Genomic DNA, 26,026 nt, shown 5'->3' on the forward strand with positions numbered 1-26,026 from the left:
TTCGCTTCCTAGGCGATGGTGGCGATGAGGTCGCCTGCCTGTAGCACCTGGCCGGGCTGGACGTCGACCGAGGTGACATCGCCCTCGACCTCGGTGAGCACCGGGATCTCCATCTTCATCGACTCGAGCAGCACCAGCGTCTGGTCGACGACCACGTGCTCGCCCACCGCGACCTCGACAGCGAGCACGGTGGACACCATCTCCGCGCGCACCTCTTCAGCCATGACACCCCGTTCAGTAGTCGTTCGGCCACCGCGACGATGGATGGCCGTATCCGCCGAAAGTACAGCCAACCACACATGAAACAATGGCTCTCGACCAGATCGTCCTCCGCGGGTTCGCGGGGAGGACCCACAGAGAGGAGCTACCTATGGGTAAGCGTGGACGTAAGAAGCGCAGCCGCAAGGGGAACGCCGCCAACCACGGCAAGCGTCCCAACGCCTGAGCTGCCGGCCGCGCACGCGGCCACAGACGAGAACAGCACGTGCTCCCCGAGGGGACACGTGCTGTTCTTCGTCGCGGGGTCGATCAGGGCTGCGGTTCGCAGTCACCGGACTCGACGCGGGTGATCGTGATCGAGCGCCGGATCTCGAAGGTCAGCCGGTCGCGCAGGCCCTGCGGGGCGTGCTCGCCGCCGCACTTGCGGGCCAGCAGGCTCTTGATCTTCTCCTCGATACCGTAGGCCTCGATGCAGGGGCTGCAGTGGTCCATGTGCTCCTGCAGCCGCGCGCGGGTGGCCGCGTCGCATTCGCCGTCGAGCATGAGCCACACGTCGGCGAGGACGGCGGTGCAGTCCATCTCCATGTCGGGATCGCTCACGACGCCACCTCGCTGACGCTCGTCGCCGTCGTGCGCGACCGCGCGCTGCGCCCATGGTTCACTCGCTGGCGCTCGCTCACTTCGATACCTCCTGGCGTTCCCCACGGTCGAATCCCCGGTCGCGCGCCACGTCGGCGAGCAGGCCCTTCAGTTGCTTGCGGCCGCGGTGCAGCCGGGACATCACGGTACCGATCGGGGTGCCCATGATGTCGGCGATCTCCTTGTACGGGAAGCCTTCGACATCGGCGTAGTACACCGCCATCCGGAATTCCTCGGGCAGCTGCTGCAGCGCCGACTTGATCTCGTCGTCGGGCAGCGCGTCGAGGGCCTCGACCTCGGCCGAGCGCAGGCCCGTCGAGGAGTGCTCGGCGGTGGCGGCGAGCTGCCAGTCGGTGATCTCGTCGGTCGGGTACTGCGCGGGCTGGCGCTGCTTCTTGCGGTAGGAGTTGATGTAGGTGTTGGTCAGGATGCGGTACAGCCAGGCCCGCAGGTTGGTGCCCTCCTTGAAGGACTTGAACCCCTGGAAGGCCTTGACGTAGGTCTCCTGCACCAGGTCCTCGGCGTCGGCCGGATTCCGGGTCATCCGCAGGGCCGCGCCGTAGAGCTGGTCGAGCAGCGGGAGCGCGTCGCGCTCGAACCGCGCCGCCAGTTCCGCCTCGTCCACGGTGGCCGCGTCCGCGCCGGTCTCCGCCTCGGCGGGCACCGCGTCGTCGTCGCTCGTCACACCAATCCCTTCGATCGCCGTAGCTCTCGAATCTACCGGCTCGTAGGGATGGATCGTCGGCGCACCCCGGTGCGGCGCCACCGCCCGGACCGGACGGTCTTCGAGCAGCACGGTCACTGCCAATCCTCCTGCCTGCGGCGCGCCTGGTGCGCGATCGTCGTGTCGTTGGATGCAACACGGCCGCCGGTAACGGTGTTCCCGGCGGCGAAATGCGGTTGCGGTGATGCTTAGGGTTGCGGACATGGCCGCCTCCACTCCCGCGATCAAGGCACTCACCACCGCGGGCATCGCCCATCGCGTGCACTCCTACGCCCACGACCCGCGCGCGGAGTCCTACGGCACCGAGGCGGTCGACGCGCTGGCCGGGACGCTCGGCGTCGCGGCGGGCCAGATCTTCAAGACCCTGGTGATCGAGCTGTCCACCGGCGCGCTCGCGGTCGCGGTCCTGCCGGTGCCCGCCAAACTGTCGCTCAAGGCCGCGGCGGCCGCCCTCGGCGCGCCGAAGGCCGCGATGGCCGACCGGGCGAAAGCCGAGCGCGCCACCGGCTATGTGCTGGGCGGTGTCTCGCCGCTCGGCCAGCGGAAGGCGCTGCCGACCGTCGTCGACGAATCGGCCCTGACCTGGGATCGGGTGCTGTGCAGCGGCGGCAGGCGGGGGCTGGAGATCGAGCTCGCCCCGGCCGATCTGGTGCGGGCGGCGGGCGCGGTCACCGCCGCGATCACCGCCTGAGCGACCGGCGCGGGCGACCCACACGGCGGCGGGTTCCGAATATCCTTGTGACGCAGGTTGTCATATGCCCGTTCGCGTGTTCGATGTCGAGGAGTGATCACCGTGCCCGAGTCCCCCCATCGCGTCCGCCGTGCCGTCGTCGCCGCTTTCGCGGCCGCCGCCCTGGTCACCGGCGGTGTCGCGGCCCAGGCGCCGTTCGCCGCCGCCGCACCGGAGTACCCGTTCGACGGGCCGGGCGCGGGTGGTGGCAAGTCCACCCCGCAGGACCGTCAGGCCGAGAAGGCCGAGAAGCTCGGCGGCGGCGTCGCCGAGGACGTGATCGATCTGGTCACCGGAATCGTCAAGTGCGGTATCAACATCGCCACCGACTCGGTGGGCTGCCCGATCTAGGTCACAGCAGTCCGAGCTGTCCCTCCGCCCCGGCCGCACCCGCGGCCGGGGCGAGCAGTTCGGGCCCGTTGTTGCGCACGTTGTTGACCAGCGTCGACACCGGGCGCGCGACGATCGACTCCACTTCCGCGGGCGAGGCGCCGGTGAGCAGGTCGGCCGGGGCCGGATGGTCGGGGTCCAGCCAGGCGTCCCAGTGTTCGCGCGGCATCGGCAGGGGCATGCGGTCGTGGATGCGCGCCAGGTCGCCGATGGCGTCGGTCGTCAGGATGGTGCACGACATCAGCGGCGGCGCGTCGGGGGTGTCGCGGTCGCGCCACACCGACCACAGCCCGGCCATGTACAGCCGCGAGCCGTCGGCGTGCGCCATGTAGAACGGCTGCTTGACCGCCTTGCCCTTGCCGGTCGGCGCCGGCTCGACCAACCACTCGTACCAGCCGTCCATCGGCACCAGGCAGCGCCTGCGGCGGGCCGAGTCGCGGAACGACGGCGCGCTCACCACCCGGTCGGCGCGGGCGTTGAACAGCGGCTTGCCCTTCGCGGGCACGCCCGGCTCGGCGGCCTTGGTCCAGGACGGGATCAGGCCCCAGCGCATTCGCCGGACCCGCAGGCGGGGATCGTCGTCGGGGTGTTCGTGGTCGTGGCGCTCGACCACGGTGAGCACCCGGGTGGTCGGGGCCACGTTGTAGTCGGCGTAATCGGCGTTGTCGGCGAACGCGGTCGCCGGCTCGTCACCGGTCTCGTCGACGGCGTCGAGGTCGGCCGCCAGGCGGCCGGGATTCGTGGTCGTCGCATATCGTCCGCACATGTCCCCATGCTGCCACCGGCGACCGACAACACCGGGACACCCGGCGCGACGCGGCCGCGAGTTTTACGCACCGGTAGTGTGCCGGGCCGCGTGATGGGGAAAGATGAACGGGTGAGCTTCTGGCCAGCGCCCCATGTCGAGGTCCCCGTCCACGCGACCGTCACCCTGCCCGGGTCGAAATCGATCACCAACCGCGCCCTCATCCTCGCGGCCCTCGCCGACGGTCCGTCGACACTCACCGGCGCGCTGCGCAGCCGCGACACCGACCTGATGATCCAGGCGCTGCGCAGCCTGGGCACCGAGATCACCGGCGAGGCGGAGACCCTCACCGTCACCCCCGCCACGCTGGGCGCGGGCGCGGTCGACTGCGGCCTGGCGGGCACCGTGATGCGCTTCCTGCCGCCGGTGGCCGCGCTGGCGGGCGGCGACGTCGCCTTCTTCGGTGACGAGCAGGCCCGCCACCGCCCGCTCTCGACCATCCTGAACGCGCTGCGTTCGCTCGGCGTCGACATCGACGGCGACGGCCTGCCCTTCGTCGTGCACGGCACCGGCGCGGTGCGCGGCGGCAAGGTCGTCATCGACGCCTCGGGGTCGTCGCAGTTCGTCTCGGGCCTGCTGCTGTCGGCGGCCCGGTTCACCGAGGGCATCGAGGTGCACCACGACGGCAAGGCGCTGCCGTCCATGCCGCACATCGAGATGACCGTGGAGATGCTGCGCCGCGCCGACGTCGCGGTCACCACCCCCGCCGACTCCCGGAAGGCGCAGACCTGGACCGTGGCGCCGGGCCCGATCCGGGCGGTGGACTGGGAGATCGAGCCCGACCTGTCCAACGCCACCCCGTTCCTGGCCGCCGCCGCGGTGACCGGGGGCGAGGTCAGCGTCCCGATGTGGCCGCGCGGCACCACCCAGCCCGGTGACGTGATCCGCGAGATCCTGGTCCGCATGGGCGCCGAGGCCCGCGTCTTCGACGGCGTGCTGACCGTGCGCGGCCCCGAGCGCCTGGCCGGTATCGACATCGACCTGCACGATGTCGGCGAGCTCACCCCGACCGTCGCCGCGCTGGCCGCGCTGGCCGACTCCCCCTCGTGGCTGCGGGGCATCGCGCACCTGCGCGGCCACGAGACCGACCGGCTCGCCGCGCTGTCCAACGAGATCAACCGGCTCGGCGGCGCCGTCACCGAGACCGAGGACGGTCTCGAGATCACCCCGGCCCCCCTGCACGCGGGCCGCTGGCACAGCTACGCCGACCACCGCATGGCCACCGCGGGCGCGATCATCGGCCTGCGTGTGCCCGGCGTCGAGATCGAGGACATCGGCACCACCGCCAAGACCCTGCCGAACTTCGTGACGCTGTGGGAGCGCATGCTCGCGCCGTCGGAAGAGGGAGCGGTGCGCTGAGCCGCCGGGGACGCGCCGCCGCCAGCTACGACGAATCCGATGTCCGGGTCCGCCCCGGCAAGGCGTCGCGTCCGCGGACCAAGACCCGTCCCCAGCACTCCGACGCCGAGGCGGCCATGGTGGTCTCGGTCGACCGCGGCCGCTGGGGGTGCGTCCTGGACGGGGACCCCGACCGGCGGGTCGTCGCGATGCGCGCCCGTGAGCTGGGCCGCACCCCGATCGTGGTGGGCGATCAGGTCGACGTGGTCGGCGACCTGTCCGGCAGGCCCGACACCCTGGCCCGCATCGTCCGGGTCGCCGAGCGGCGAACCGTGTTGCGCCGCACCGCCGACGACACCGACCCGTTCGAGCGGATCGTGGTCGGCAACGCCGAGCAGTTGTTCATCGTGGTCGCCCTCGCCGACCCGCCGCCGCGCACCGGTTTCGTGGAGCGGGCCATGGTGGCCGCCTACGCCGGTGGCCTGCAACCGATCCTGGTGCTGACCAAGCACGACCTGGCGGCGGAATCCGAATTCGCCACGGCCTTCGAGGATCTGGATTTGACGATCCTCTACGCCGGGATCGACGACCCGGTCGAGCCGGTGCTCGATCTGCTGAAGGACCGGCTCACCGCGCTGATCGGCCATTCCGGCGTCGGCAAGTCGACCCTGGTGAACCGGCTCGTCCCCGCCGCGGAGCGGGCGGTGGGCGAGGTCTCCGGCGTCGGCAAGGGCAAGCACACCTCCACGCAGTCGGTCGCGCTGCCGCTGCCCGAGGGCGGCTGGGTCATCGACACGCCCGGCGTGCGGTCCTTCGGCCTGGCGCACATCACGCCCGACGACGTCATCGCCGCGTTCACCGACCTGGCCGAGGCGATCGAGGACTGCCCGCGCGGCTGCACCCACCTGGGTCCGCCCGCCGATCCGGAATGCGCGCTGGACGAGCTGCCCGGCAAGGAACGCCGGGTCGCGGCGATCCGCCAGCTGCTGTCGGCGCTGAACTCCAACGAGACCTGGTAGCGGCTTCCCCGGCGGGTCGGAGGGCTCCTGACCCCGTCCCGCCAGACGGGGTCAGGAGCGCGTGGTCTAGAAGCCGAACGAGCCGGTTCCGGTCCCGCCGCCCGGGGTCTCGCCGCCGCCGGGAGTGCCACCGCCGTCGACGGATTCGACCTTGACCGAGCGGGCGGGCGAGACCGAACCCAACGCCCACGCGGTGGCGCCGTAGCGGGCGGTCAGCGTGCGGGTGCCCGCGGTCGACGGGGTCCAGCTCGCGCTCACCGCGCCCGCGGCGTCGACCGTGCCGGACCCGACGACCGTGCCGCCGTCGAGGAACTCCACCGTGTCGCCCGCGTGGGCGCCGGTGACCACGGCCGAGAGCGAGACGGCGGTGCCGACCTTCGCGGTCGCGGGCGCGGTCAGGGTGACGCCGGTGGTGTTGCGGGCCACCGTGATCGCCGGACCCTTGTCCTGGTACACGCCCTCGCCCAGCGAACCGCTGTAGTGCATGGAGGTGGGCAGCGCGGTGTCGCGGACGCAGTTGCCGACCTTGTACTGGACCTCGAACGTGCGCGACTTGGGCTCGATGTTGGGGTACACCGCGTACTTCGTCAGCCCCAGCTTCACCTTGATCCAGTCCGGCCCCGAGCTGTCGATGCTCACCGCGTCACCGGACATCTTGGTCGAACCGGCGACCGGGGTCAGGCAGGCGGGGTGCAGGTCCTTGATCTCCTGGATGATCTCGAAGGGGATCGCGGTGCGCTCGAATGTCGTTTGCACGGTGATCGTTTCGCCCTCGGTCGGGGTCACGTTCGAGATCGTCCTGGTGAACTTGCTGTTGCCGTCCGCCCAGGTGATCGAGCCCGGTGCCGCCGCCGCGTGTCCCGCGCCCGCGGCGACCGCGAATCCCGCGGCCACCGCCCACACCGCCAGCGAACCCACGGTCCGCCGCACTACCTTCTCCGCCATGTCCGACTCTCCACTTGCTCTGGCCGGCTGCCCCGGCCGGGCCACCGCCGGGAACGTCCGTGCGATGGTGGCGAGAGTCAAACATATTGTGACGGGTCACACGTCCAGAATCGAAAACTCTCTTGTTTCACTCATAGCTAGGCGGTAGCCCGGTGCAGGCGCGTGTAGTGCGCGGGCGGCATCATCGCCTGTAGGTCGCAGATCTCGCGGACGAACGCCGTGTTGCCGTCGACGTGCTCCAGGGTCGGCACGATGAGGACGTCGGCGTCGTTGTCCAGCACGAAGTCCAAGATGTCCGGCAGCAGCAACTCCGGACCGCAGAGCACCCCCACCACGACGTACCCGTGGGCCGCGGCGATCTCCCGCGCCGCGACTTCCACCTCTGCCCGGGTACGCCGGATGCGTAGCCGATCGATCGCTATCACCGCTGTCCTGACCATGCGAGCCTCCCGTAGATCGACCACACGTGTCGGGTTGCGTCCGGGTTGACCGGTTCGTCGCCCACAACGAGTTCACCATGTATTCGCTGCAGAGCACGCGGCTACACTGTTTCCAAAACGCTTGACCTCCACTTGGAAACAGCGGGAGCGGGTGCGCGTTGGATTCGATTGCGGCACGATTGCTCGACATGGAACCTAACCGGACGGGTACCACTCTGCGCAGGCTGCGCGAGGAACGGGCCCTGTCGCTGGGTGATGTGGCGAGCCTGTTGTTCTCGGCACGATCCTGGCTGTCCAACGTCGAGGCGGGCAGGCGCTGGCCCAAGGACCGCGGCTGGGCGGAGCGGGCCGATCTCGCCTTACGCGGGCGCGGGCAGCTGGTGGACGCGTGGGACGCCGACCAGCGCGACCGCGCCCGCCTCGCCGACACCGTGCGCATGCTCGAACAGGCGCGGCGCGAATCGGAGCAGCTGCTGGCCGAGCCCGACACCGCCGCCCTCGCCGAGATCGGGCAGCACGTCATCGACCTGGCCACCAACGCCCGCTTCGAGCCCTACGACCGAACCCTGCACAGCGCCTTGGCCTTACGGTCGGAGCTGATGCGCCGCATCAGGGCGGGCGCGCACACCCCCGCCACCACCCGCGACCTGCACGTCGCGCTCGGCCGGGTCTGCGGGGTGCTCGCCTACCTGACCCTCGATCTCGGCCAGGCCGACACCGCGCACGTGCACGCCGAGGCCGCCTTCCGCCTCGGCGACCGCGCCGACGACAACAGCCTGCGCGTGTGGGCCCGCGGCACCCAGGCCCTGGCGCACCGCTTCGTCCGCGACTTCACCGCCGCCCGGGACGCGGCCACCGATGGGCTCAACTACGTCGACGGCTCCACCGGCACCGGCGAGGCCCGGCTGCTGTGCGGGCTGGCCGCCTCGGTCGCCAACCTCGGCGACGAGCACCGTGCGCTGTCCCTGCTCGACGCGGCCGACCGTGCTCGCGACAACGCCGGGCCCGACGCCCTGCCCGGCCTGTTCACCTTCACCGCCGCCAAACAGATGTATTACCGCGGCTTCTCGCTCATGTGGGCCGAAGACCCCGCGCTGCTGTCGAATTCGATCGCGGCGTCGAAGCAGGCCATCGACGCGTGGCAGGCGCAGCGCTCACCCGGCGACGAAATGCTCAGCCAGATCTACCTTTCCACCGCGCACGCGCGGCTCGGCGATCTCGACAATTGCATCGCCGAGGTCGCCCCGGTGATGGAGACGCCGGTGACCGGCCATTTCTCCTGGGTCCGCAAACAGATCAATCAGCTCGACGTCCTGCTCGGCGAATACTTTCCCGATTCCCGGACCGCCGCCGACATGCGCGAGACCCTCCAGGCCTACGTGTACGCGCCCGCATGACCGGCGCGCACACGCGGGGAGTTCGTCCGCTGTTCGGAACGCGTTCGCTCCCTGCCGGATTCGCGCGGCGATTACGACGGGTACCGTCGAATACATGAAACCACCGGCGATCGGATATCTGCGCCGCGACATCTCCGGCGTGACACAGCCCTGGGACGAGACGCAGATCCGTTCGCTGGCCGAGAAACTCGGCTACCGGTTCACCAAGACGGTGGTCTTCTCCGAACGCACCACCGACCCGATCGGGCGGCTGCGCGAGGTGGTCGCCACGGTCGGCGCGGAAGCGGTGGTCGTGCCGAACCTGGCGCACCTGGGCGGGGTGCTGCCCGCCGGGCTGGCGGCCGACTGCGAGGTGGTCACCGTGTCGCCGGAGGTCACCCACGCCCGGCGGCTGCCCACCCTGCTCGGCTGACCCTCAGGACGCGGCGCTCGGCTCCGGGGCGCCGGTTCCGCCGCGGGCGTAGGTCTCGCGGTCGTCGACCGTCACCACCGCGGCCAGCCTGCTCAGCTCGACCGGGATCCGGCCGCCGAGATGCGCGGTGCTCGGGGTGAAGACACACACCGCGTTCAGCCGTGCGACCACCGAACACAATTGATCGATCGCGTCGCCGGTGCGTCCCTTGAGCACCACGGTTTTCGCGAGGTCGTAACCGAAGCGCGCGGCGAGACTGCGCAACTGCGTCTCGTCCCAGTGCTGTCGGATTCCCGAGACCTCCGATTGGATGAACCCCACAGCAACCGGTTTCACCGCGACCCTCCACAACTCGATGCCACATCATCTGACGCACATGAGATCAGGTCGCCGATATTTCTCGTTACGCTTTTCCGCGTAAATCAGGTAACGAATCGATACAGTACGCGCGTACTCGCAATCGCCCGGCAAACGTCGAGCTCAGCGCACCCGCAGCTCGCGTTCCCGGCGCACGCCGAGATCGAACCAGCGGTTGAAATGCCGGGCCACGTCCTGGGCGTCGGCGGCGCGCACGCGGAGATGTTCGCCGATCTGCTCGCGCAGATAGCGGCCGTCGCCGCAGAAGTCGTCCCACCACAGGGTGCGCGTCGCGCTCGGGCGGGCGTGCAGGCCGCCCAGATACAGCGCGGCGGTGCCGTTGCCGAGCATGGGCCGGTCCATCAGCCTGCGGTACTCCTCGCGCCGGGTCTCCTCCGTGGTCAGCACCCGTGGGTCGGGCCGGCGCGGGATCAGGTCCTGCAGTTGCAGATCCAGCGGCCTGCCCCGGCCGGGGCCGAGCCGCGGCAGGCGGGCGACCAGGCCGGGCGCCAGGCCCTCCAGGCTGCCCGGCAGGACCCGGATGTCGCCCGCCACGCCGTCGGTCACCGACTGGACCAGGATCACCGCCCCGCCGGGCTCGCGGGCGCCGATGATGCGCAGCTCGTCCGGGCTGCGCTTGGGCCGGTTGACGAAGGACCGGATCTCGATGCGCATGTCCGAGCGCGCCAGCCGCCCGACCGCGCCCTCGAACGCGGGGGTCGCCCCCCGCTCGGCATCTCGCCGGGTCTCCCCGAACAGCAGGTGCCGGGGCAGCACGTCGTCGAATTCCGTGCGCCACAGCGACGCGAAGTCGTCCGGGTGCCAAGTCCATTCATGCACAGCGAGTCCAGCGGGGTGAGGCGGGTACCGTTGGGCTGGCAGACTACCCAGCACCCGGGCGCACCGCGAGATACGTACCGTTAGGTCCAGTACGGGGATTGCACGATGGTGACTCCCTCGCACCCCTTCCGAACTGTCGGTTTGCGCTCGGGCCCGGGCGGGATCACGATCTGCCCCATGCGTCTTCGTGTACTGCACATCACTTTCGGCGTCCTGACCGCCGCCGTCGCCCTCGCGCCCGGCGCCGCCGCCGAGAGCCCCCGCTCCGCCATCGCCCGCGCCTATCTCGACGCCCTCGTCTCCCACGACGCCTCGGCCGTCCCCTTCGCCCCCGGCGCCACCCGCGTCGAGGCGGGCATCCAGACCGGCTACTCCGGCCCCCAGCTCGCCCACGACCTCGAGAACGGCCCCCAGTACCGCATCATCGACCGCATCCGCGACCTCGAGATCACCGAATCCGGCGACCTCGTCACCACCCACTACCTCCTGGACACCGGCTGGTCCGGCATCCCCCTCACCACCGTCGAGATCCACGAGACGTTCCGCATCCCCGACGGCACCATCCACGAGATCGTCGCCACCATCACCCCGAGGTGAACTCCCCCGGGGCCGGCCGCCTCAGGCCACCGGCCCCGGATGCGCGCCACCGAGCGCCATGAGTTCCGCGTAGGCCGCCCGGTCCGCGGTGAGACGTTCGGCGGCCGCGGCCAGCGTCGCCGGGGTGAAATCGGTGCTGCCGGCCGCGGCCTGGAGTTCGACCGCCTCGTCGGCCAGGGCGATGAGCAGGTCGCCCAGCTGGACGATCTGTCGCTCGACGGTATCGGAGCGACGGCCGCCGAGGTGGTCGGTCATTCCGGCGGCCATCGCGAGGCCCTGCAATCGCTGGATGGACTGCGGCAGGCCACGCGTGCCGTGCGGATCTATCCACCCCTGAGCGAGCAGCCTGCCGACCACGTCGCGCGCTTGGATGAGACGTGACCAGGGAGCGCGAAAAAGTGGCGCCGGCTGTTCGAGTTGCGCGTGCAGCGGGGAGCCCGGGTTCGGCGGCGCGACCGGAGCGACCGGCACCGGGCGAACCGGCGCCCAGGGGGCCGGGCGCGGCAGGAAAAACCAGGTGCCCGCGAGGATCCACAAGAGGATCAGCCAACCTGGCATCCACTGACCGCGCATCGCGGCATCCTCTCCGGTGAGTACCGGCTCAGCTGGTGGAGCCGAATCCGTAGCCTTCGAAGATGATCCGGCCGAATTCGGTGCCTTCGATCGGGGGGCGGGCGATGGCCTGGAAGCGGTAGTCCTCGTCGCGGTCCCAGTCGACGGGGAGCAGGCGCTGGGGGAAGCGGTAGTCGCAGCCGAGGGCGGCGGGCGAATCGACGCTGTTCTCGTAGCGGAACCAGTGTTCGATCACGGCGGCGACGGCGCGGCGGTTGCGGGTGAACAGGTAGCTGTCGGTGCCGTCCTCGAAGTGGTCGTCGAAGAACCAATGGTCCAGCGGGACACCGTCGATGGCGAAGGTGACCAGGAGCGGGTTGGGTAGCGGGTTGAAGGCGCGCCGAACGAGATAGACCCCCTTCTCCAGGCGGACGCACTGGATGTTGGGGGCGGGCGTCTCGCCGTCGGTGTGGTGGGCGCGAGGTCCGAGATTGAGCACGAATCCGACCGGCTTGGCCGCCAGACTGCTCCGCACCCACTCCGTGGTTTCGGCCCACCGCTTGTCCCCGGACATGTGTTCGAGCGCTTCAGGACCGTCGTCACCGGTCGGGGTAGCCATCCGTCCTGTCTACTCCGCTTCCCCGCCCCCTTCAGCCGATGCGACCCATCAGACCAGGAGGTGCCGCGACAGTCCTGGTCTCCTCGCCGGGGAACCGGACGAACAGGGCTCGAGGTGCATGATTCACGTCGTCGCCACGGCGCGGATCAGGAGGGATTCGTAGGTGGGGATGAAGACCTTGCGGCGGTAGCGGCGGGAGACGATCTCGTAGGGGCCCGCGGCGGTGAGGGCCTCGAGCAGGGCGGTGAGTTCGGAGTGGACGAGCTGGGCACCCAGGCAGAGGTGGCGGCCGCCGCCGAACCAGAGCTGGCGCGTCTCGGGCAGGTAGTCGCGGGAGACGCGGAAGTCGCCGGGGGCGTTGTTGATGGTCCAGGTGAGGATCTTGACGTGCTCGCCGGCGCGCAGGGTGCGGCCCGCGATCTCGACGTCGCCGGTGACCGAGCGGCCGACGAGGTAGGCGGGGCTGGTGACGCGCAGGGTCTCGCGCACGGCGTCGGGCAGCCGTTCCGGCGCGGCGAGCAGGGCGTGCTGCTCGCCGGTGTCGTGCAGCAGGGCGACCATGCGGGACATGGCGCTGGCCAGGGTGTCGGTGCCCGCGACGGCCATGAGGATGGCAAGCCCGCCCGCGTGCTCGACCGGCAGGCCCAGTTCGCGGCAGCGGCCGAGGGTCGTGTCGGGATCGGCCCGCGCGTAGGCGTCGGGCACGTTGACCGCGAGGCGGGCGGCGAGCTCGCGGGCGCGGGCGACGGCGGCCGGGTCGAGGGTGGTGGAGGCCATGGTGCCGAAGGCGAGGTTGACCAGTTCCTCGACGTGGTGGAACAACCGGAGGAACAGCGCGTCGGAGTCGGCGTCGGGATCGCCGCCGAGGGCCGCGGCGATGTCGGTGGGCCGCATCCCGACCAGGTCCGACACGCTGCGCCCGACCAGGATCCGGGCGCGGGCGGCGATGTCGACGGTCTCGCCCGCCGCGAGCCGGGCGGCCACGTCGTCGAGGTCGGGGCCGATGACCCGGCGGACCAGCGCGTCGGTGTGCGCGGCGGTGAACAGGTCGCGCACCCGGTTGCGCAGGTCGGTGTGCCCCGGGCCCTCGAACAGGTCCTCCACCCAGTCGCCGATGACCTGGGCCCACCAGTGCCCGGCGGCCCCCTCGGAGACGATGCTGAAGTGGGTGCTGTCGTTGTAGATCTGGCGCGCGACCAGCGGATCGGCCACGAACCAGCCGAGTTTGGGCACCCGCCGGATCGGCTTGGCGACACGCCCGAGCAGCAGCAAACCGGGCAGCCAGGGCTGGCCGGCGGCGAGTAGGGTTAATTCATGACGTCGGGCAGAACTCCACACCCCGATCGAATCTAGTCGACCCGAACCGCCCAGTGAAGGTGTGCGTCTAGGATCGCCGGGACGCACCGGTGGAGCACGGCGTGTCGAGGGCGATTTCCGGAAGTGAACACGATGGTGAGATCAACGATCGAGGCGGTCGGCGCCTATCTGCCGACAACGGAACTGACCACAACCGAGCTGCTGTCCCGCCTGTCGGTCGAGTCGCCGCTGGACCTCGAGAAGGTCAGCGGGGTGCGCGCGCGCCGGGTCCGCGGCGTGGACGCCGAAGGACGGGCGGAGGACTCGTTCACCATCGCCCTCGCCGCGGCGCGCGACGCGCTGCGCCACTCGCGCCACGCGCCCGAGGACCTCGACGTCGTCATCTCGTGCTCGATCACCCGCACCAGGGGCGCGGACTTCTGCCTCGAACCGTCGTTCGCGCTGATGCTCCGTAACGAGCTCGGTGCCACCGCGGCCCAGCACTTCGACGTCTCCAACGCCTGCGCGGGCATGCTGACCGGCGTGCTCGTGCTCGACCGGCTCATCCGTTCGGGCGCGGTGCGCCGGGGTCTCGTGGTGTCCGGGGAGTGCATCACGCCGATCTCCGACACCGCGGTCCGCGAGATCGCGCAGAAGTACGACCCGCAGTTCGCCTCGCTGACCGTCGGCGACGCGGGGGCGGCGGTGGTGCTCGAGGCCACCGGCGACGAGGGCCCCGGCCTCGACTACGTCGAGCTGAACACCAGCGCGGCGTTCGCGAAGCTGTGCCTCGGCATGCCCTCGGACCAAGGGCCCGGCGTCGCGCTCTACACCGACAACCGCGCGATGCACAACGAGTCGCGCTACCTGCTGTGGACGTCGCGGCAGCGCGAGTTCCTCGCGGCGCGCGGTTCCTCCTTCGCCGAGGAGGACTACGACTACATCATCCATCACCAGTTCAGCGGTCCCGCCGTCGAATTGATCGACAAGATCGCCGAGCGCGAGTTCGACGCGCTGATGCCGCCGCGCCTCGCGGTCCTGGACAAGTACGGCAACACGGCCTCGACGTCGCACTTCGTGGTGCTGCACGACGCCCTGCGCAGCGGGGCGATCCGGCCGGGGCACCGGGTGCTGCTCGTCCCCGCGGCCTCGGGCGTCGTCGCGGGCTTCCTGTCGGTGACGCTGGGCGAAGTGGGGGTGTGAGCGATGGGTGTGGTGATCTCTTCGGCGGCAACGGAATCCGGCGGGACGTCCTCGGTGGCCCAGGCCGCGGCGGCGGCGGTGACCGCGCTCGGCGGCGACACGGCGCACGTCGACGCCGTGATCAACGTCGGCGTGTACCGGGACTCCAACCTCGTGGAGCCGGCGATCTCGGCGCTGATCCAGCAGGCGGCGGGCATCGGCCTCGAATACCGGCCGGGCGACACCCCGTGCCTGTCGTTCGACCTGATGAACGGCGCGTGCGGCGTCGTCAACGCGCTCGGCGTCGCGGTCTCGCTGCTGGACGCGAACCCCGGCGGCCGGGTGGTGATCGTCTCCGGTGACGCCCACCCGTCGATGCGCGCCGACAGCGGGTTCGCCTTCGTGCCGGTCGGCGGCGCGCTCGTGCTGGAGAACGACCCGGCCGCCCCGGGTTTCGGCGCGGTGCGGGTGAGCGCGGGCGCGGGCGACGTGGCGGCGCAGGGGTACGTGCGGCTGCCGGAGATGGGGTCGAGCGGGCGATCGGCGGTCAGCGTCGAGCAGCGCGTGACCACGGCGGAGCTGGTGACCCACGCCGCGAGCGCGGCCCGTGACGCGCTGGACGCGGCCGGGCTGTCCCCCGCCGAGGTGGTCCTGGTGACCGGCAGACCCACCGCGGAGTTCCCGGGCGACCTGGCGGCGGCGCTGGGGATCAGCACCGTCGTCACCGACGAATTCGACGGCGACACCCACACCTCGGCGCTCACCGCCGCCTACACCGTCGCCCGCGACGCCGGGCTGACCGGGCGGCCGCTGCTGTTCGTCGCCGCCGACGCCGGGCCGACGGCCGCGGCGGTCGTCTACCGCGGCCGGGGAGTCGCGTGAGCCCCGCGACCCGGGTCGTCCCCCTGCTGGGGTGGGCGTTCCTGGCGCTCGGACTGATCCGGCCGTTCCGGAACCCGGCGTTGCGCGCGCTCTTCTGGATCGACGTGGCGCTCAGCGTCGTCGCGCACGCCGCGCAGATCCCGGCCGGGCGCCGCGCCGCCGCCGCGCACGGGATCCCGCCCGGGCGCGCGACGGCGCTGACGATGGTGTTCGGCGCCACCTGGTGGCGGACCCTGGGCGAGGGGTCGCGGTGACCGTCCTGGTGACCGGGGCGAGCGGGTTCGTCGGCGGGGCCGTCGTGCGGGCGCTGGCCGATCACGGCGTCGCGGTCCGGGCGATGGTGCGCGACACCTCCTCGGTCCGCTTCGACGAGCCCGGCGCCGACGTCCCCACGCGGGTCCCGGTCGAGGTGGTGGCCGCCGACCTGCGCGATCACGTGGCGGTCGCGCGGGCGGTGTTCGACACCACCGCCGTCGTCCACGCCGCCGCGCTGCTCGGCGAATCCGGCCGGGCCTCGGACTTCTTCGAGACGAACGTCGCGGGGACCGACACGCTGCTCCAGGAGGCCGAGGCCGCCGGGGTGCGCCGGTTCGTGTTCCTCGGCAGCCCCAGCGCGCTGATGGATCCGCGCGGCGGTGATCAGCTCGACATCGACGAGTCGGTGCCCTACCCCGCGACCTTCCTCAACAGCTACTGCGAGACCAAGGCCGTCGCCGAACAGCTCGTGCTCGCCGCGAACACCCCCTTCTTCACCACGTGCTCGCTGCGGCCCCGCGCGGTCTGGGGACCCGGCGACCGCGGCGGGCCGGTCCCGCAGATCCTGCTGAAGCTGCGCGGCGGCCGCCTGCCCGACCTGTCCGGCGGCAGACCGGTCACCGCCTCGCTGTGCTACATCGACCACCTCGTGCAGGCCGTGCGCGCCGCGCTGACGGCCGAGAACATCGGCGGCAGATCCTATTTCGTCGCCGACGCCGAGCCGGTCCCGGTGTGGCCGACCCTGGCGCGCGTCGCCGAGGAGTTCGGCCTCGCGCCGCCGAGCCGGGCGATCCCCGCCGGGGTGGTGACCGGCGCGCTGTCGGTGATCGAGACGATCCGGCGGCTGCCCGGGGTGGCCGAGCGCTGGACGCCCCCGCTGTCGCGCTACGCCGTCGCGCTGGTGACCCGGTCGGCGACCTACGACACCGGCGCCGCCCGCCGCGACCTGGGTTTCGACCCCCGCGTCTCGTTCGACGACGGGCTGCGCGCCTATCACCGCTGGGTCGACGACCAGGGCGGACTCGACGTGTTGCTGGAGGGCCTGTGACCGCGCTGTGGGTGGTCGTCCCGGCCTACGACGAGGAACAGGGCATCACCGCGACCCTGGAGGCGCTGACCGCGCAACGCGACACCGATTTCACCGTCGTGGTCGTCGACAACAACTCGACCGACGGGACCGCCGAACTGGTGCGCGCCTACGCCGCCGCCCATCCGGTCCCGGCCGTCGAGGTGATCTCCGAGCCGCAGAAGGGCACCGGCGCCGCCGCCGACACCGGGATGCGCCACGCCATCGCCCGCGGCGCGACCCTGCTGGCCCGCACCGACGCCGACTGCCTGCCCGCCCCCGACTGGACCGCGCGGGTGCGCGCGGCGTTCGACTCCGGGCTGCGGCTGGTGAGCGGTCAGCTGATCCCGCGCACCGACGAGGGGGTGTCGTGGCTGGACCGCACGATCATCCGGGTCGCGCTGGAGGTGGCCTCGGCCTTCGGCAAGATCCGCCCGGGCAACCGGGACGAGCGGTACCTGGGCCCCTACGTGATGACCCCGGGGTGCAACATGGCCATCACCGCCGAGTTGTACCTGGCCGCAGGCGGTTTCCCGCGCACCGCCATCGAGGACCTGCACGAGGACCGCGCCCTCGTCAACGCGGTGCGCACCCTGACCACCGACTACGGCCTGCGACGGGACGTGCGGGTCTACGGTTCCAACCGCCGCGTCCGGGCCTGGGGCATCCGCAAGACCCTGGCCTGGTACGCCGACCACCGCTACCGGCCCGAGGTGGTCGACATCCGGTGAGTGCCGACTTCCTCGACCGCCTGGCCGGGCACGCCGCGCGCACCCCGGACGCGTCCGCGCTCGGCCGGGTCGGCGACCGCGCGCTGACCTACCGCGAGCTCGTCGACACCGTCGCCCGCGTCGCGGACAACCTGCGGGCGCGCGGATTCCGGCCCGGCGACCGGATGCTGTTCTCGATCCGGCCCGGGGTCGAGTCCGTGCTGCTGGTCTTCGGCACCATCGCCGCGGGCGGCACCATCGTCTTCGTCGACCCCGGCGTCGGCCCCGAGCTCTTCGCGCGGCGGCTGGCACTGGTCGAACCGTCCTGGGCCGCCACGGAATCGCTGCTCTACGCGGTGAGCGGGCCGCTGTCGCGGCTGGGACGCACGCGGGGGCTGACACTGCCGCGATTCGGCGCGTTGGCGGTACGGCACCTCCACAGCGGCCCCTGGCTGCCGGGCACACCGTGGCGCTCGACGCCGCTGCGGAAGCTGTCGGAGCGGCCGCCGCGCGGGGTCGCGCCCGCGCCGGCCGCCGACCCCGACGCGGCGGCGCTGATCGTGTTCACCTCCGGCACGACCGCCGAGCCCAGAGCCGTGGTGCACACCCGGGGTTCGCTCAGCGCCGGGCTGGCCGCGATGGGCGGCCGCACCACCCTGGCGCCGGGCGCGCACCTGCACACCGAGCAGCTCATGATGGGTCTGCCCGCGCTCATGGCGGGCGCGCGCTGGTCGCTGCCGCGCTATCCGCGGCTGGGCACCCACGTCGACCCGGTGCGCTTCACCGCCGGGCTCGGCGCCGCCACCCACGCCTTCTACACCCCCGCGGACCTGGCCGCCGGGCTCGACGCCGTGGCCTCCGGGACGATCGAGGCGCCGCGCTACCTGCGCCAGGTCGCCCTCGGCGGCGCGCCGGTCACCGTGTCGCTGCTGCGCCGGGCGCGGGACCTGCTGCCCGGCACCGAGTTCCTCGCCGTCTACGGGATGACCGAGATCCTCCCGGTCGCGGTGGCCACCGGCGCCGACAAGCTCGCCTGCGACGGCGACCTGCTCGGCGCCCCGGTCGACGGGGTGCGCGCGCGGATCGCGCAGGACGGCGAGCTGATCCTGTCCGGCCCCAACCTGTGCCGCGGCTACCTCGGCGAACCGCCGCTGACCGAGGTCCGCACCGGCGACCTGGCGCGCTGGGACGGTGACCGGCTGGTACTCACCGGGCGGAAGAAGGACATGATGATCCGGGGCAAGACCAACATCTACCCCGGCCTGTACGAGCCCGCGATCGCCGCGCTCGACGGCGTCCGGGAGGCCGTGCTGGTCGGGCTGCCCGACGACATCGGCGACGAGCGGATCGTTCTGGCACTGGTCACCGACCCCGCGGCGGGCGACGTGCTCGCCCGGGTGCGCGGCGCGCTGCCCGGGCTGATCGATGCCTCGGCGCTGCCCGACGACATCGTCGAGGTCGAGTCCATCCCGGTCACGGGGCGGACGAGCAAGCCGGACCGCGCGGCGCTGCGGCGCAGGCTCGCCGCGACCCTCGGCCCGTCGTGAACGGGCGGCGCGGTCACCGGTCGCGGGCGAGCGCGGCCAGCATCGAGTCGGCCAGGGCCTCGATGCCCGCCGCGGGCTGCGTGCCCTCGACGTAGCAGAAGGTGATCGACAGCGTCTCGCGCAGCGTGGCGACGGCGACCGTCAGCGCGCTGGCGCACGAGTTCGCCCCGGCCACCGTCACTTCCGCGACGTCGAGGGGCTCGGCGGTCTCGGGCGGGGTGAGGGTGCCGAGGTTGCTCAGCGTGACGTTCCAGGGCGCCTGGCGGTCGACGAGTTCGATGACCCGCCGCCCGGAGGCGACGTCGCGCGGGCAGCCGTGCCGGATGGCCGCCAGCGCCCGCAGGTCGCGGCCGCGCGCGAGCTGGCGGGCGAGCGCGCCCTGGACGTCACGGGCCGCGGTCCACACCGAGGTCGTCGGGCCGAACGGCACGAACTGCGGCAGCACCGCGACGAACAGGCCGATCTCGCCGTCGTCCGGCGGCGGGCGCAGCCGGGACCGGACGTCCACCGGCACGCCGATCCCCGCCAGCCCCCGCCGGCCCGGCCTGCCCAACTCGCCCATCGCCCGGCCGAGGGCCGCGGTCAGCGCGGCGTTGACGCCGACACCCGCCGCCCGGCACCGGGTACGCAGGGCGGCGAGATCGTCGCCCGCGATCGCGCGCAGCACGGTCCGGGTGCGGCGCGCGGGCAGCGGCGGCTGTTTGCCGGGCAGCCGGACCACCCCGCGCAGCCGCGCCGCGACCTGGCCGGTGATGTTGGCGCCGACCGTGCGCACCATCCCGGTGAACGCGGGCGGGACCAGGCTGTCCGGGGCGGGGACCGGCGCCCGGTCCGGCTGGGTGGGCAGCCCGAAGGCGTGGGCGAGCAGCCTGCGCCCGAGCACCGCGATGGAGCGCCCGTCGACCAGCACGTGCGACATGGTCAGGATCAGGTCGTGGTGTTCGGCTTGTGTCCCCTGCCCCCACGCCACATCGATCAGCCGGCCCGGCGCGCTGCCCAGGTCGACGCGGTCTGCCAGCTGGTCGTCGAACAGCGCGCGCCACTCCTCCGGGTCCTCGGCAAGCCGGTGCAGCACCGGGATGTGCGGATCCGGCGACGGCACCAGCCGGGGACCGTCGGCGAGCACCACCGACCGCAGGAGCGGGAACTCCGCCACCAGCGCGGCCATCGCGTCCTCGAGCCGGTAGGGCGGGATCGGCCCCCGCACCCGGATCCGCACCACGCAGTTCGCGGGCGAGAACTGGTCGATGAGCCAGAACCAGCGTTCCGACGGCCCGAGCGGGCGCAGCACCCGGTGCCGTCCGGCTGCCGGATCGGGTGCGGGCCCGCAGGCCGGATCGTCCTCGGAACTCACGGCACCGAGACTAACGAGGCCGGACACCCGCGCGGCGGCGTTCCGCGAACGGCGGGCCCGGAATAGTCGCCGCGCCGCGGCGGTTGCGCCAGGCAGCCCGTCGAAAGGAAGAGTGTGAACGCGTTCAATCAGCAGGTGATCGAGGAATTCCGCGCGAACAAGGGTCGCGTCGGCGGCCCGTTCGAAGGCCGCGACAACATGGTCATCATCCACACCACGGGCGCCAGGTCCGGCCGCACCATCACCAACCCGCTGGTCTACCTGCCCGACGGCGACCGCATCGTCCTGATCGCCTCCAACGGCGGCGCCGACAAGCATCCCGCGTGGTACCACAACCTCGTCGCCGATCCCGCGATCACCATCGAACTCGGCGAGGAGACCTACGAGGGCCGCGCCGAACTCGTGCACGGCCAGGAGCGGGTGGAGCTGTACGACCGCATGGTCGCGCTCATCCCCGGCTTCGCCGAGTACCGGGACAAGACGTCCCGCGAGATCCCGGTCTTCGCGGTCTACCGGAAGTAGCCCTGCCGCCCCGCGACGCGGACGGCCCCCACCGATCGGTGGGGGCCGTCCGGGATCGCGCGACTCAGCGGCGCTTCTTGCCCCGCGACGCCTCGCGACGCTCGCGCCGGGACGCGGGCGCGCCGGTGGCGCCGTATTCCTGGGCCTCGGAATGGGTTTCGGCGTGGCCGTCCTCGGCGGGGCCCGAGTAGTTCAGGCCACTCGGCGCGGCGTCCTGCAGGCCCTTGCCGCGCAGCGCGGGCGGAATCTGCTGCTGCGGCGCGGCGTCCTGGACGCGGCCGACCGGGGAACGCAGGCCCGCGTCGACCGAGACGCCGGTCGGCTGCGGCTGCTGGACCTCGACCTGCAGGTTGAACAGGAAGCCGACCGACTCCTCCTTGAGGCCGTCGAGCATGCCGGTGAACATGTCGAAGCCCTCCCGCTGGTACTCGACGAGCGGGTCGCGCTGGGCCATCGCGCGCAGGCCGATGCCCTCCTTGAGGTAGTCCATCTCGTAGAGGTGCTCACGCCACTTGCGGTCGAGCACCGAAAGCAGGACCTGCCGTTCCAGGTTGCGCATGGCGCCCTCGCCCGCCAGGCCGTCGATCTCCTGCTCGCGCTTCTCGTAGGCGGTGTGCGCGTCGTCCAGCAGCGCCTCGAGCAGGTCGTCGCGGCTCAGCTCGCCGATCTCGCCGCCGTCGGCCTCGCCGGTGAGTTCCTTGTAGTCGATCCCGACCGGGTAGAGCGAACGCAGTGCGCCCCACAGCTTCTCGAGATCCCAGTCCTCGACGTACCCCTCGGCCGTCGCGCCGTCGACGTAGGCGGTGAGGACGTCGGTGATCATGTTCTGCACCTGGCCCTCCATGTCTTCGCCGCGGAGGATGCGGTTGCGCTCGGCGTAGATCACCGTGCGCTGCTGGTTCATGACCTCGTCGTACTTGAGGACGTTCTTGCGGATCTCGAAGTTCTGCTGCTCGACCTGGGTCTGGGCGCTCTTGATCGCCTTGGAGACCATCTTGGCCTCGATCGGCACGTCGTCGGGCAGGTTGAGCCGGGTCATGATCGACTCCAGCGCCGCGCCGTTGAAGCGGCGCATCAGCTCGTCACCCAGCGACAGGTAGAAGCGGGACTCGCCCGGGTCGCCCTGACGGCCGGACCGGCCGCGCAGCTGGTTGTCGATACGGCGCGACTCGTGCCGTTCCGTGCCGAGCACGTACAGGCCGCCCGCCTCGCGCACCGCCTCGGCGTCGGCCTCGGTCTGCTCCTTGACCTTCTCCAGGGTGGGCAGCCAGGCCGCCTCGTACTCGTCCGGGGTCTCCACCGGGTCGAGGCCCTGCTTGCGCAGCAGGGTGTCGGCGATGATGTCGGCGTTGCCGCCGAGCACGATGTCGGTACCACGACCGGCCATGTTGGTCGCCACGGTGACCGCGCCGGGGCGGCCCGCCTCGGCGATGATCTGGGCTTCCTGCTCGTGGAACTTGGCGTTGAGCACGCTGTGGGCGATGCCGCGCTTGGTGAACTGCTTGGACAGGTACTCCGAGCGCTCGACGCTGGTGGTACCGATCAGCACCGGCTGGCCCTTCTCGTGCCGCTCCACCACGTCGTCGACGACCGCGGCGAACTTGGCCTCCTCCGACTTGTAGATCAGGTCGGCCTGGTCCTTGCGGACCATCGGGCGGTTGGTCGGGATCGGCACCACGCCGAGGGCGTAGATCTGGTGCAGCTCGGCGGCCTCGGTCTCGGCGGTACCGGTCATGCCGGACAGCTTGTTGTAGAGGCGGAAGTAGTTCTGCAGGGTGATGGTGGCCAGCGTCTGGTTCTCCGGCTGGATCTCCACCTTCTCCTTGGCCTCGATGGCCTGGTGCATGCCCTCGTTGTAGCGGCGCCCGACCAGGATGCGGCCGGTGAACTCGTCGACGATGATGACCTCGCCGTCGCGGACGATGTAGTCCTTGTCGCGCTGGTAGAGCTCCTTGGCCTTGATGGCGTTGTTCAGGTAGCTCACCAGCGGCGAGTTCGCCGACTCGTAGAGGTTCTCGATGCCCAGCTGGTCCTCGACGAACTCGACGCCCGCCTCGTGCACGCCGATGGTGCGCTTCTTGATGTCCACCTCGTAGTGGACGTCCTTCTTCAGCAGCGGCGCGATGCGCGCGAACTCGGCGTACCACTTGGAGGAGGCGTCGGCCGGGCCCGAGATGATCAGCGGGGTGCGCGCCTCGTCGATGAGGATGGAGTCGACCTCGTCGACGATGGCGAAGTTGTGCCCGCGCTGGACCAGGTCGTCCAGCGAGTGGGTCATGTTGTCGCGCAGGTAGTCGAAGCCGAACTCGTTGTTGGTGCCGTAGGTGATGTCGGCGGCGTAGGAGTCCTTGCGCTGCGGCGGGGTCATGCCGCCGAGGATCACGCCGACCTCGAGACCGAGGAAGCGGTGCACGCGGCCCATCCACTCGGCGTCGCGCTTGGCCAGGTAGTCGTTGACGGTGACCACGTGCACGCCGTCGCCGGACAGGGCGTTGAGGTAGGCGGGCAGCACACAGGTCAGGGTCTTGCCCTCACCGGTCTTCATCTCCGAGATGTTGCCCAGGTGCAGCGACGCGCCACCCATGATCTGCACCTTGTAGTGCTTCTGACCGAGCACGCGCCACGACGCCTCGCGCGCGACGGCGAACGCCTCGAGCAGCAGGTCGTCGAGGCTCTCGCCGTCGCGGTAGCGCTGCTTGAACTCCTCGGTCCTGCCGCGCAGCTCGTCGTCGGTGAGCTGCTCGATCTCGTCTCCGTAGGCGATGACCTCGTCGGCGAGATGCGACAGCCGCTTGACCATGCGGCCTTCACCGATCCGTAGCAACCTCGTCAGTGTCAGCGCAGGCACGGGTCTCTTAGTCCTCTGGTCGAAGTGGTTCGGCTGATGAGCCACGGTCGTCGATGGTCATCGTAGTCCGCCGACCACCGTACCCGCCGATGTGGACCCACGCCCGTACTACCCGGAACGATCATCGGCGCTGGTCACGGCCGGTCGACCTTTCGCGGTGACCCGCCCGCGCCCCGCCTCGCGGCGAACCGGCGGTGTCGTAGGATGTACAGCGTCCGTCTGCCGGACGGCTCCGGCGTCCCGCGGAGTCCCGGATCCCCTTCGCGACGGGAGCATCGGAGCGCGTGATCACGAGACTGACGCCGCAGGACGCGGCGTTCTTCCAGCTCGAGTCGAGCAGCAACCCGATCCACATCGGCTCCCTCGCGATCCTGCAGAACCCCGAGCACGCCGAGCACGCCGAGCACGGCGGCGACGCGCCGGTCCTCGACTACGACCGCCTCGTCGACCTGGTCGAATCCCGGCTGCCGCTGGTCCCCCGCTACCGCCGCAAGGTCCGCGAGATCCCGCTGTCCATGGGGCGCCCGGTCTGGGTCGAGGACAGCCGCTTCGACATCACCTTCCACATCCGCCGCTCGGCCCTGCCCGGCCCCGGGTCCGACGAACAGCTCTTCGACCTGGTCGCCCGGCTCGCCTCGCGCCCGCTCGACCAGGGCAGGCCGCTGTGGGAGATGTACCTGATCGAGGGCCTGGCCGGCGGGCGCTGCGCGGTGTTCACCAAGACGCACTCGGCGCTGGTCGACGGCGACACCGCCCTCGAGATCGGGCACGTCATCCTCGACACCAGCCGCTCGCCGCGCGAACTCGCCGACGACTCCTGGAGCGCGCCGCGCGAACCCACCGACGTGGAGTTGTTCGCCGGGGCGCTGTCGCACCTGGCCGCGCAGCCCCGCGAGGCCTACGAGGTCTTCCGCGACGCGGGCTCCAGCGCGTTCGGCGTCGTACGCGGCGCCAGGATGGCCGTCGGCGCGGCGGTGAAGATGGTGCGCGCGGCCACCTCCGGCGCGCCCGACAGCCCCCTGAACACCCGCACCTCGCGCAGCCGCCGCTTCGACGTCGTGCGCACCGATCTCGAGGACTACCGCACGATCCGGCGCCGGTTCGACTGCTCCATCAACGACGTGGTGCTCGCGGTGGTCACCGGGGCGCTGCGCACCTGGCTGCTCTCGCGCAACGAGGCCATGGTCGAGTCGGACTCGCTGCGCGCGGTGGTGCCGATGTCGGTCTACGTGGACGGCGACGACAAGCCCGCCCCGGCCAGCGAGGTGTCCTCGTTCCTCATCGATCTGCCGGTGGGCGAGCCGAATCCGGTCATCCGGCTCTCGCACATCTCGCACGCCACCGAGGCCACCGGGCGCCAGCGCCGCGGCGTGCGCGCGCGAACCCTCGTGCACCTGGCCGGATTCGCGCCGGCCAGCCTGCACGCGATGAGCGTGCGCGCGGCGAGTACCTTCGCGGCCAACACGTTCAATCTGGTGATCACCAACGCACCGGGACCGCAGACCGCGATGTACATCGGCGGCGCGCGGATGCTGCAGATGTATCCGGTCTCGCCGCTGCTGCGCAACCAGACGTTGAGTGTCGGGCTCACCTCGTACGACGGCCAGGTCTTCTACGGACTCAACGCCGATCGCGACGCCATGGCCGACCTCGACGTCCTCGCGGCGGCGGTGCACGAATCGATGGAGGAGTTGCTCGGTGCCTGTATCTGACGGACCCGTCCAGGGCAAGCTGCGCGTCTACATCCCGGCGACGGTGGCCGTCCTGCGCCGGCTGCTCGAGGACCGCGAGGTGTTCCCGCTGGGCGCCACCGCGTTCGCCGTCACCCCGGCGCTGCGCGAGGCCTATGCCTCCGGCGACGACGAGGAACTGGCCGAGGTGGCCATGGCCGAGGCCGCGCGCGCCTCGCTGCGGCTGCTCGCCGCCGAACGCGACCCCGAACCGGAGGCCGCCGACGGCGCCGACGGCGGGCCCGCCCCGGTGTACCGGCGCGCGGTCGTCGCCGCCGACGTGACCGGCGCCCGGCTGCGCCCCGACCTCGACGACGCGGTGGTGAAGCTGGCGGGCCCGGTGAGCCTGAACCAGGTCGCCTCCGTCCACGTCGACCTGGTCGAGGCCGAACCGCACGTGGCCAAGGCCGTCGACGTCGTCGACGCCGCCGACCTGGGCGACGAGGACGCCGAATTCGTCCTCGGCGACGCCGAGGACCACCAGCTGGCCTGGTACGCCACCCAGGAGCTGCCCTTCCTGCTCGAGTTCCTGTGAGCCGCACCAGCGGGGATGACCGGAAACCTACGATGCCGTAACCTGGCTGCGAGCGACGCGCCCCACCGGTGGGCAG

At 71.5% G+C, this 26,026-nt stretch carries 30 protein-coding genes; 17 read left to right on the top strand and 13 right to left on the bottom strand.

Features of this window, described 5'->3' with window-relative positions; genetic code table 11:
* Nucleotides 1-8: 8 nt before the first annotated feature.
* Nucleotides 9-224 carry a biotin/lipoyl-binding carrier protein gene (locus ON36_RS20935; protein WP_043656268.1) on the bottom strand — a complete coding sequence of 72 codons (216 nt, stop codon included), beginning with the start codon at nt 222-224 and terminating at the stop codon, nt 9-11.
* 146 nt (nt 225-370) lie between these two features.
* On the opposite strand from ON36_RS20935, the gene ON36_RS36955 reads away from it, so the two are divergent.
* Complete coding sequence (locus ON36_RS36955) at nt 371-445, top strand: 50S ribosomal protein bL37 (protein WP_022597109.1); 75 nt, start codon at nt 371-373, stop codon at nt 443-445.
* An 83-nt stretch (nt 446-528) separates the two neighbouring features.
* On the opposite strand, the gene rsrA is transcribed toward ON36_RS36955, so the two are convergent.
* Together rsrA and ON36_RS20945 are read right to left on the bottom strand one after the other, a co-directional pair.
* Nucleotides 529-804, bottom strand: coding sequence for a mycothiol system anti-sigma-R factor (gene rsrA / locus ON36_RS20940; RefSeq protein ID WP_174377596.1), 276 nt, complete (start codon nt 802-804; stop codon nt 529-531).
* A 91-nt stretch (nt 805-895) separates the two neighbouring features.
* Nucleotides 896-1,624, bottom strand: coding sequence for a sigma-70 family RNA polymerase sigma factor (locus ON36_RS20945; protein WP_373281819.1), 729 nt, complete (start codon nt 1,622-1,624; stop codon nt 896-898).
* Between the two features lie 160 nt (nt 1,625-1,784).
* Here ON36_RS20945 and ybaK point away from each other — a divergent pair, with 160 nt between their 5' ends.
* A complete protein-coding gene (gene ybaK / locus ON36_RS20950) occupies nt 1,785-2,273 on the top strand; it encodes a Cys-tRNA(Pro) deacylase (RefSeq protein WP_043656274.1) in 489 nt (162 codons plus the stop codon).
* A gap of 102 nt (nt 2,274-2,375) precedes the next feature.
* Nucleotides 2,376-2,663, top strand: coding sequence for a hypothetical protein (locus ON36_RS20955; protein WP_157224963.1), 288 nt, complete (start codon nt 2,376-2,378; stop codon nt 2,661-2,663).
* 1 nt (nt 2,664) lies between these two features.
* On the opposite strand, the gene ON36_RS20960 is transcribed toward ON36_RS20955, so the two are convergent.
* Complete coding sequence (locus tag ON36_RS20960; RefSeq protein ID WP_043656279.1) at nt 2,665-3,468, bottom strand: SOS response-associated peptidase; 804 nt, start codon at nt 3,466-3,468, stop codon at nt 2,665-2,667.
* A gap of 93 nt (nt 3,469-3,561) precedes the next feature.
* On the opposite strand from ON36_RS20960, the gene aroA reads away from it, so the two are divergent.
* Both aroA and rsgA read left to right on the top strand, forming a co-directional pair.
* Nucleotides 3,562-4,866 (top strand): 3-phosphoshikimate 1-carboxyvinyltransferase, encoded by a 1,305-nt coding sequence (gene aroA / locus ON36_RS20965; RefSeq protein WP_043656281.1) that lies wholly within the window; start codon nt 3,562-3,564, stop codon nt 4,864-4,866.
* Nucleotides 4,863-5,864 carry a ribosome small subunit-dependent GTPase A gene (gene rsgA, locus ON36_RS20970; RefSeq protein WP_052314207.1) on the top strand — a complete coding sequence of 334 codons (1,002 nt, stop codon included), beginning with the start codon at nt 4,863-4,865 and terminating at the stop codon, nt 5,862-5,864. The genes aroA and rsgA overlap by 4 nt, the downstream gene beginning before the upstream one ends.
* Before the next feature lie 66 nt (nt 5,865-5,930).
* On the opposite strand, the gene ON36_RS20975 is transcribed toward rsgA, so the two are convergent.
* Both ON36_RS20975 and ON36_RS20980 read right to left on the bottom strand, forming a co-directional pair.
* A complete protein-coding gene (locus ON36_RS20975) occupies nt 5,931-6,809 on the bottom strand; it encodes an Ig-like domain-containing protein (protein WP_052314195.1) in 879 nt (292 codons plus the stop codon).
* A gap of 137 nt (nt 6,810-6,946) precedes the next feature.
* Nucleotides 6,947-7,189 carry a hypothetical protein gene (locus ON36_RS20980; protein WP_043656285.1) on the bottom strand — a complete coding sequence of 81 codons (243 nt, stop codon included), beginning with the start codon at nt 7,187-7,189 and terminating at the stop codon, nt 6,947-6,949.
* Nucleotides 7,190-7,437: 248 nt separating this feature from the next.
* Between ON36_RS20980 and ON36_RS20985 the strand changes: the two genes are divergently transcribed.
* Entirely contained in the window at nt 7,438-8,646 is a 1,209-nt protein-coding gene (locus tag ON36_RS20985) for a helix-turn-helix domain-containing protein (protein WP_043656288.1), read from the top strand.
* Nucleotides 8,647-8,740: 94 nt separating this feature from the next.
* A complete protein-coding gene (locus ON36_RS20990; RefSeq protein WP_043656291.1) occupies nt 8,741-9,058 on the top strand; it encodes a hypothetical protein in 318 nt (105 codons plus the stop codon).
* A gap of 3 nt (nt 9,059-9,061) precedes the next feature.
* Here ON36_RS20990 and ON36_RS20995 read toward each other — a convergent pair whose 3' ends face one another.
* Nucleotides 9,062-9,394 (bottom strand): hypothetical protein, encoded by a 333-nt coding sequence (locus ON36_RS20995; protein WP_043656294.1) that lies wholly within the window; start codon nt 9,392-9,394, stop codon nt 9,062-9,064.
* Between the two features lie 144 nt (nt 9,395-9,538).
* Entirely contained in the window at nt 9,539-10,255 is a 717-nt protein-coding gene (locus ON36_RS21000) for an ESX secretion-associated protein EspG (RefSeq protein ID WP_043656297.1), read from the bottom strand.
* Between the two features lie 177 nt (nt 10,256-10,432).
* Between ON36_RS21000 and ON36_RS21005 the strand changes: the two genes are divergently transcribed.
* Nucleotides 10,433-10,852 (top strand): DUF8021 domain-containing protein, encoded by a 420-nt coding sequence (locus ON36_RS21005; protein WP_043656300.1) that lies wholly within the window; start codon nt 10,433-10,435, stop codon nt 10,850-10,852.
* Nucleotides 10,853-10,873: 21 nt separating this feature from the next.
* On the opposite strand, the gene ON36_RS34955 is transcribed toward ON36_RS21005, so the two are convergent.
* The 3 genes from ON36_RS34955 to ON36_RS21020 all read right to left on the bottom strand — a co-directional run bounded on the left by ON36_RS34955 (nt 10,874) and on the right by ON36_RS21020 (nt 13,295).
* On the bottom strand, nt 10,874-11,323 hold the full coding sequence (locus ON36_RS34955; protein WP_157224964.1) for a hypothetical protein: 450 nt from the start codon (nt 11,321-11,323) through the stop codon (nt 10,874-10,876).
* A gap of 130 nt (nt 11,324-11,453) precedes the next feature.
* On the bottom strand, nt 11,454-12,023 hold the full coding sequence (locus tag ON36_RS21015) for a hypothetical protein (protein WP_157224965.1): 570 nt from the start codon (nt 12,021-12,023) through the stop codon (nt 11,454-11,456).
* A 123-nt stretch (nt 12,024-12,146) separates the two neighbouring features.
* Nucleotides 12,147-13,295, bottom strand: coding sequence for a cytochrome P450 (locus tag ON36_RS21020; RefSeq protein WP_083885281.1), 1,149 nt, complete (start codon nt 13,293-13,295; stop codon nt 12,147-12,149).
* A 177-nt stretch (nt 13,296-13,472) separates the two neighbouring features.
* Here ON36_RS21020 and ON36_RS21025 point away from each other — a divergent pair, with 177 nt between their 5' ends.
* The 6 genes from ON36_RS21025 to ON36_RS21050 are packed head-to-tail and all read left to right on the top strand — an operon-like array spanning nt 13,473 to nt 18,961.
* Entirely contained in the window at nt 13,473-14,522 is a 1,050-nt protein-coding gene (locus tag ON36_RS21025; protein WP_043656390.1) for a 3-oxoacyl-ACP synthase III family protein, read from the top strand.
* Nucleotides 14,523-14,525: 3 nt separating this feature from the next.
* A complete protein-coding gene (locus tag ON36_RS21030) occupies nt 14,526-15,383 on the top strand; it encodes a beta-ketoacyl-[acyl-carrier-protein] synthase family protein (protein WP_043656306.1) in 858 nt (285 codons plus the stop codon).
* The gene (locus ON36_RS21035) at nt 15,380-15,637 is read left to right on the top strand and encodes a hypothetical protein (RefSeq protein ID WP_043656308.1); all 258 of its coding nucleotides are present in this window, start codon (nt 15,380-15,382) and stop codon (nt 15,635-15,637) included. The genes ON36_RS21030 and ON36_RS21035 overlap by 4 nt, the downstream gene beginning before the upstream one ends.
* Nucleotides 15,634-16,686, top strand: a complete 1,053-nt coding sequence (locus ON36_RS21040) for an NAD-dependent epimerase/dehydratase family protein (RefSeq protein ID WP_083885282.1) — start codon at nt 15,634-15,636, stop codon at nt 16,684-16,686. The genes ON36_RS21035 and ON36_RS21040 overlap by 4 nt, the downstream gene beginning before the upstream one ends.
* Nucleotides 16,683-17,435, top strand: coding sequence for a glycosyltransferase family 2 protein (locus ON36_RS21045; protein ID WP_043656314.1), 753 nt, complete (start codon nt 16,683-16,685; stop codon nt 17,433-17,435). The genes ON36_RS21040 and ON36_RS21045 overlap by 4 nt, the downstream gene beginning before the upstream one ends.
* Nucleotides 17,432-18,961, top strand: coding sequence for a class I adenylate-forming enzyme family protein (locus ON36_RS21050; protein ID WP_043656316.1), 1,530 nt, complete (start codon nt 17,432-17,434; stop codon nt 18,959-18,961). The genes ON36_RS21045 and ON36_RS21050 overlap by 4 nt, the downstream gene beginning before the upstream one ends.
* Nucleotides 18,962-18,974: 13 nt before the next feature.
* Here the strand turns inward: ON36_RS21050 and ON36_RS21055 are convergent, their stop codons facing one another.
* Nucleotides 18,975-20,315, bottom strand: a complete 1,341-nt coding sequence (locus ON36_RS21055; protein ID WP_157224966.1) for a phthiocerol/phthiodiolone dimycocerosyl transferase family protein — start codon at nt 20,313-20,315, stop codon at nt 18,975-18,977.
* 114 nt (nt 20,316-20,429) lie between these two features.
* On the opposite strand from ON36_RS21055, the gene ON36_RS21060 reads away from it, so the two are divergent.
* A complete protein-coding gene (locus ON36_RS21060) occupies nt 20,430-20,837 on the top strand; it encodes a nitroreductase family deazaflavin-dependent oxidoreductase (protein ID WP_043656322.1) in 408 nt (135 codons plus the stop codon).
* A 64-nt stretch (nt 20,838-20,901) separates the two neighbouring features.
* Here ON36_RS21060 and secA read toward each other — a convergent pair whose 3' ends face one another.
* Nucleotides 20,902-23,685, bottom strand: coding sequence for a preprotein translocase subunit SecA (secA, locus tag ON36_RS21065; protein WP_043656325.1), 2,784 nt, complete (start codon nt 23,683-23,685; stop codon nt 20,902-20,904).
* A 284-nt stretch (nt 23,686-23,969) separates the two neighbouring features.
* Here secA and ON36_RS21070 point away from each other — a divergent pair, with 284 nt between their 5' ends.
* Both ON36_RS21070 and ON36_RS21075 read left to right on the top strand, forming a co-directional pair.
* Nucleotides 23,970-25,397: a WS/DGAT/MGAT family O-acyltransferase gene (locus ON36_RS21070; RefSeq protein ID WP_043656328.1), complete on the top strand. Its 1,428-nt coding sequence runs from the start codon at nt 23,970-23,972 to the stop codon at nt 25,395-25,397.
* A gap of 19 nt (nt 25,398-25,416) precedes the next feature.
* A complete protein-coding gene (locus ON36_RS21075) occupies nt 25,417-25,950 on the top strand; it encodes a DUF6912 family protein (RefSeq protein ID WP_043656393.1) in 534 nt (177 codons plus the stop codon).
* Nucleotides 25,951-26,026 lie beyond the last annotated feature (76 nt).

The sequence above is a fragment of the Nocardia thailandica NBRC 100428 genome, assembly GCF_000308795.1.
In the GTDB taxonomy this organism is placed as follows: domain Bacteria; phylum Actinomycetota; class Actinomycetes; order Mycobacteriales; family Mycobacteriaceae; genus Nocardia; species Nocardia thailandica.